General features: G+C 55.7%; 3 rRNA genes. All 3 read right to left on the bottom strand.

From position 1 onward, the window contains the following. Nucleotides 1–47 precede the first annotated feature (47 nt). The 3 genes from rrf to CXQ96_RS17600 all read right to left on the bottom strand — a co-directional run bounded on the left by rrf (nt 48) and on the right by CXQ96_RS17600 (nt 5,702). Nucleotides 48–164, bottom strand: a 5S ribosomal RNA gene (gene rrf, locus CXQ96_RS17590). 321 nt (nt 165–485) lie between these two features. After that, nucleotides 486–3,642 (bottom strand): 23S ribosomal RNA (locus CXQ96_RS17595). A gap of 526 nt (nt 3,643–4,168) precedes the next feature. Continuing rightward, nucleotides 4,169–5,702, bottom strand: a 16S ribosomal RNA gene (locus tag CXQ96_RS17600). Together the 16S, 23S and 5S rRNA genes form the textbook arrangement of a ribosomal RNA operon. Nucleotides 5,703–5,879: the final 177 nt, after the last annotated feature.

Below are 5,879 nucleotides of genomic sequence, written 5' to 3' on the forward strand. Positions count from 1 at the left end.
GGTGAAGGCCCCGCACCTGGTGGTGTGGGGCCTTCACTGTAATGGTTGTCCGGCGGTGTCCTACTCTCCCACACTCTCTCGGGTGCAGTACCATCGGCGCTGTGGGTCTTAGCTTCCGGGTTCGGAATGGGACCGGGCGTTTCCCCCACGCTATGACCGCCGTAACCCTTGCTACCAGGTGTGCCCTTTCCGCCGCTGGCGGGGGGTGTGCTGGTAAATCTGTGGTTACATCATCCACGCCGCCACCTGGTCGTGCCTGCGGTGGTGGGTGGGTGTGTCGTGTATTCAGTTATGTCCCGTGACCGCCCACCTGTGGTGGGGGTTATGGGGGTTCGGCGGTTGTTGGTTGGGAACCGCATAGTGGACGCGTAGCATGTTTGATCTTCACCCTCCCATGGGTTCCACCGGGGGGTTTCGTGGTTCCCTGAGCGGTCCGTTGCCGGCCGCGGAAGGGGTTCCACGTGGTCCCTGGTGGGGGTGGGTGTGTGGTGTAAGTTATCGGCTTATTAGTACCGGTCAGCTTCACAGGTCTTTCGTCCCTGCTTCCACATCCGGCCTATCAACCCAGTGGTCTGGCTGGGGGCCTCTCACACACGAGGTGTATGGAAATCTCATCTTGAAGCAGGCTTCCCGCTTAGATGCTTTCAGCGGTTATCCCATCCGAACGTAGCTAATCAGCGGTGCACTTGGCAGTACAACTGACACACCAGAGGTTCGTCCGTCCCGGTCCTCTCGTACTAAGGACAGCCCTTCTCAAATTTCCTGCGCGCGCAGCGGATAGGGACCGAACTGTCTCACGACGTTCTAAACCCAGCTCGCGTACCGCTTTAATGGGCGAACAGCCCAACCCTTGGGACCTACTCCAGCCCCAGGATGCGACGAGCCGACATCGAGGTGCCAAACCATGCCGTCGATATGGACTCTTGGGCAAGATCAGCCTGTTATCCCCGAGGTACCTTTTATCCGTTGAGCGACGGCCATTCCACAATGTACCGCCGGATCACTAGTCCCGACTTTCGTCCCTGCTCGAGATGTCTCTCTCACAGTCAAGCTCCCTTGTGCACTTACACTCGCCACCTGATTGCCAACCAGGCTGAGGGAACCTTTGGGCGCCTCCGTTACTTTTTAGGAGGCAACCGCCCCAGTTAAACTACCCATCAGGCACTGTCCCTGACCCGGATTACGGGCCGAAGTTAGATATCCAGAGTGACCAGAGTGGTATTTCAACGATGACTCCACGTGAACTGGCGTCCACGCTTCACAGTCTCCCACCTATCCTACACAAGCCACACCGAACACCAATACCAAACTATAGTGAAGGTCTCGGGGTCTTTCCGTCCTGCTGCGCGTAACGAGCATCTTTACTCGTACTGCAATTTCGCCGAGTTTATGGTTGAGACAGCGGGGAAGTCGTTACTCCATTCGTGCAGGTCGGAACTTACCCGACAAGGAATTTCGCTACCTTAGGATGGTTATAGTTACCACCGCCGTTTACTGGGGCTTAAATTCCCAGCTTCGTCCCACGCAAGCGTGAAACTAACCGGTCCTCTTAACCTTCCAGCACCGGGCAGGAGTCAGTCCGTATACATCGTCTTGCGACTTCGCACGGACCTGTGTTTTTAGTAAACAGTCGCTTCCCCCTGGTCTCTGCGGCCCTGATCCGCTCCGGTGAGCAAGTCACCATCACAGTTGGGGCCCCCCTTCTCCCGAAGTTACGGGGGCATTTTGCCGAGTTCCTTAACCATAATTCTCTCGATCGCCTTAGTATTCTCTACCTGATCACCTGTGTCGGTTTGGGGTACGGGCGGCTAAAACCTCGCGCCGATGCTTTTCTCGGCAGCATAGGATCACCAAATTCCCCCATACGGGGGTCCCATCAGATCTCAGGCCCGTGATCGAACACAAGAACGCGGATTTGCCTACGTTCTGCCCTACATCCTTAGACCGGGACAACCATCGCCCGGCTTGGCTACCTTCCTGCGTCACACCTGTTAATACGCTTACCTCCCGAGATCAGGTCCCGCGATCCACAAAAAACCACGTCACCACAAGGGTGGGCGGTCATGCTTCTGGCGGTTAGTATCCCTCGATCAGTATTGGCGGTTTTTCGCCGGTACGGGAATATCAACCCGTTGTCCATCGACTACGCCTGTCGGCCTCGCCTTAGGTCCCGACTTACCCAGGGCAGATTAGCTTGACCCTGGAACCCTTGATCATTCGGCGGACGGGTTTCTCACCCGTCTTTCGCTACTCATGCCTGCATTCTCACTCGTGTAGGCTCCACCGCTGGTTTACACCGCGACTTCACTGCCCACACGACGCTCCCCTACCCATCCACACCCTTGAACCAAGAGAACAAGTCTCCGGCTTGGGATATATGTGAATGCCACAACTTCGGCGGTGTACTTGAGCCCCGCTACATTGTCGGCGCGGAATCACTTGACCAGTGAGCTATTACGCACTCTTTCAAGGGTGGCTGCTTCTAAGCCAACCTCCTGGTTGTCTGGGCAACTCCACATCCTTTCCCACTTAGCACACGCTTAGGGGCCTTAGTTGGTGGTCTGGGCTGTTTCCCTCTCGACTATGAAGCTTATCCCCCACAGTCTCACTGCTGCGCTCTCACTTACCGGCATTCGGAGTTTGGCTGACGTCAGTAACCTTGTAGGGCCCATTAGCCATCCAGTAGCTCTACCTCCGATAAGAAACACGCAACGCTGCACCTAAATGCATTTCGGGGAGAACCAGCTATCACGAAGTTTGATTGGCCTTTCACCCCTACCCACAGCTCATCCCCTCCATTTTCAACTGAAGTGGGTTCGGTCCTCCACGACGTCTTACCGTCGCTTCAACCTGGCCATGGGTAGATCACTTCGCTTCGGGTCTAGATCACGCCACTCCGTTCGCCCTATTCAGACTCGCTTTCGCTACGGCTTCCCCACACGGGTTAACCTCGCGACGTAACACTAACTCGCAGGCTCATTCTTCAAAAGGCACGCCGTCACAACTACTAAGGTTGCTCCGACGGTTTGTAGGCACACGGTTTCAGGTACTATTTCACTCCCCTCCCGGGGTACTTTTCACCTTTCCCTCACGGTACTGGTCCGCTATCGGTCATCAGGGAGTATTTAGGCTTACCAGGTGGTCCTGGCAGATTCGCACGGGATTTCTCGGGCCCCGTGCTACTTGGGATCCTCTCCAAACGGCGTCACGCATTACGGTTACGGGACTAACACCCTCTCCGGCCGGGCTTTCAAACCCGTTCACCTATACGCACGCACTCATTTCACCAGTCCGGCAGAACTGGAACGGAAAGTCCCACAACCCCAGTGATGCAACGCCCGCCGGCTATCACACACCACTGGTTTAGCCTGATCCGCGTTCGCTCGCCACTACTAACGGAATCACTATTGTTTTCTCTTCCTGTGGGTACTGAGATGTTTCACTTCCCCACGTTCCCTCCACGTACCCTATGTGTTCAGATACGGGTCACCCGGTCACTCGCGCGCCGGGCGGGGTTTCCCCATTCGGACATCCTGGGATCAAAGTTCGGTTATCAACTCCCCCAGGCTTATCGCAGATTCCCACGTCCTTCTTCGGCTCCTGATGCCAAGGCATCCACCGTGTGCCCTTAAAAACTTGACCACTAAGATCAAAAACATATCGAGAGAACCAGGCCCGAACACGAAGTCCGGAACCAGATTCTATAGAAATTGCTTCTTTTTAAGATGCTCGCGTCCACTATGCAGTTCTCAACCAACAACCCCAACACACCCACACACACCAACAAACACGGTGCGCGCAGCATGCGCAGGAAAAAACCAGAAACAACCAAACCCCACCCCACCCAGACCGCACCCCCGGCAAACAACACCAGGAACACAACCCAAACAGAACAAGGCCCTGTTATCTCAGGACCCAACAGTGTGCCAAACGATCACCCACCAACACCCAACACCACGCTTTCCAGAAACCCACCCCGGAACCCCCTCACAGGAGAACCAGGACACGCAACGTACTCACACACCATCAGACACCAGCAGGCACCTATCCATTGATATTCCACCCATGAGCACCCACCGCGGAACAAACGCCCGCGCTATGGGCTAACTCCTGCAAGCCACACACCCACCACTGAAGGGCAGACACATGAACCTGAGGCGCTCCTTAGAAAGGAGGTGATCCAGCCGCACCTTCCGGTACGGCTACCTTGTTACGACTTAGTCCCAATCGCCGGTCCCACCTTCGACGGCTCCCTCCCACAAGGGGTTAGGCCACCGGCTTCGGGTGTTACCAACTTTCGTGACTTGACGGGCGGTGTGTACAAGGCCCGGGAACGTATTCACCGCAGCGTTGCTGATCTGCGATTACTAGCGACTCCAACTTCATGAGGTCGAGTTGCAGACCTCAATCCGAACTGAGACCGGCTTTTTGGGATTAGCTCCACCTCACAGTATCGCAACCCTTTGTACCGGCCATTGTAGCATGCGTGAAGCCCAAGACATAAGGGGCATGATGATTTGACGTCGTCCCCACCTTCCTCCGAGTTGACCCCGGCAGTCTCCCATGAGTCCCCGGCATAACCCGCTGGCAACATGGAACGAGGGTTGCGCTCGTTGCGGGACTTAACCCAACATCTCACGACACGAGCTGACGACAACCATGCACCACCTGTAAACCGGCCACAAGTGGCTGACACATCTCTGCATCATTCCGGTTCATGTCAAGCCTTGGTAAGGTTCTTCGCGTTGCATCGAATTAATCCGCATGCTCCGCCGCTTGTGCGGGCCCCCGTCAATTCCTTTGAGTTTTAGCCTTGCGGCCGTACTCCCCAGGCGGGGCACTTAATGCGTTAGCTACGGCGCGGAAAACGTGGAATGTCCCCCACACCTAGTGCCCAACGTTTACGGCATGGACTACCAGGGTATCTAATCCTGTTCGCTCCCCATGCTTTCGCTCCTCAGCGTCAGTTACAGCCCAGAGACCTGCCTTCGCCATCGGTGTTCCTCCTGATATCTGCGCATTTCACCGCTACACCAGGAATTCCAGTCTCCCCTACTGCACTCTAGTCTGCCCGTACCCACCGCAGATCCGGAGTTAAGCCCCGGACTTTCACGGCAGACGCGACAAACCGCCTACGAGCTCTTTACGCCCAATAATTCCGGATAACGCTTGCGCCCTACGTATTACCGCGGCTGCTGGCACGTAGTTAGCCGGCGCTTCTTCTGCAGGTACCGTCACCAACCCAAAAGGCCAGCTTCTTCCCTACTGAAAGAGGTTTACAACCCGAAGGCCTTCATCCCTCACGCGGCGTCGCTGCATCAGGCTTGCGCCCATTGTGCAATATTCCCCACTGCTGCCTCCCGTAGGAGTCTGGGCCGTGTCTCAGTCCCAGTGTGGCCGGTCACCCTCTCAGGCCGGCTACCCGTCGTCGCCTTGGTAGGCCATTACCCCACCAACAAGCTGATAGGCCGCGAGTCCATCCAAAACCACAAAAGCTTTCCACCAACATGGCATGCGCCAGAAGGTCGTATCCAGTATTAGACCCGGTTTCCCAGGCTTATCCCAGAGTCAAGGGCAGGTTACTCACGTGTTACTCACCCGTTCGCCACTAATCCCCCCACAAGTGAGGTTCATCGTTCGACTTGCATGTGTTAAGCACGCCGCCAGCGTTCATCCTGAGCCAGGATCAAACTCTCCGTAAATGCATTACAGACACAACAACGAAACCCGGGAAAACGGGCAACACTGCTGCACAAAATTCGAAACCAGCCAAAAAAACCAGCCACCACACGGACGTGCGGCAACCAGCAAATTCAACCAATCAAAAAACAATCGGTATCAACAAACTTGGCACACTATTGAGTTCTCAAACAACAGGA

Origin of the sequence: Arthrobacter sp. B1805, assembly GCF_002929745.1 — a bacterium.
Taxonomy (GTDB): domain Bacteria; phylum Actinomycetota; class Actinomycetes; order Actinomycetales; family Micrococcaceae; genus Arthrobacter_D.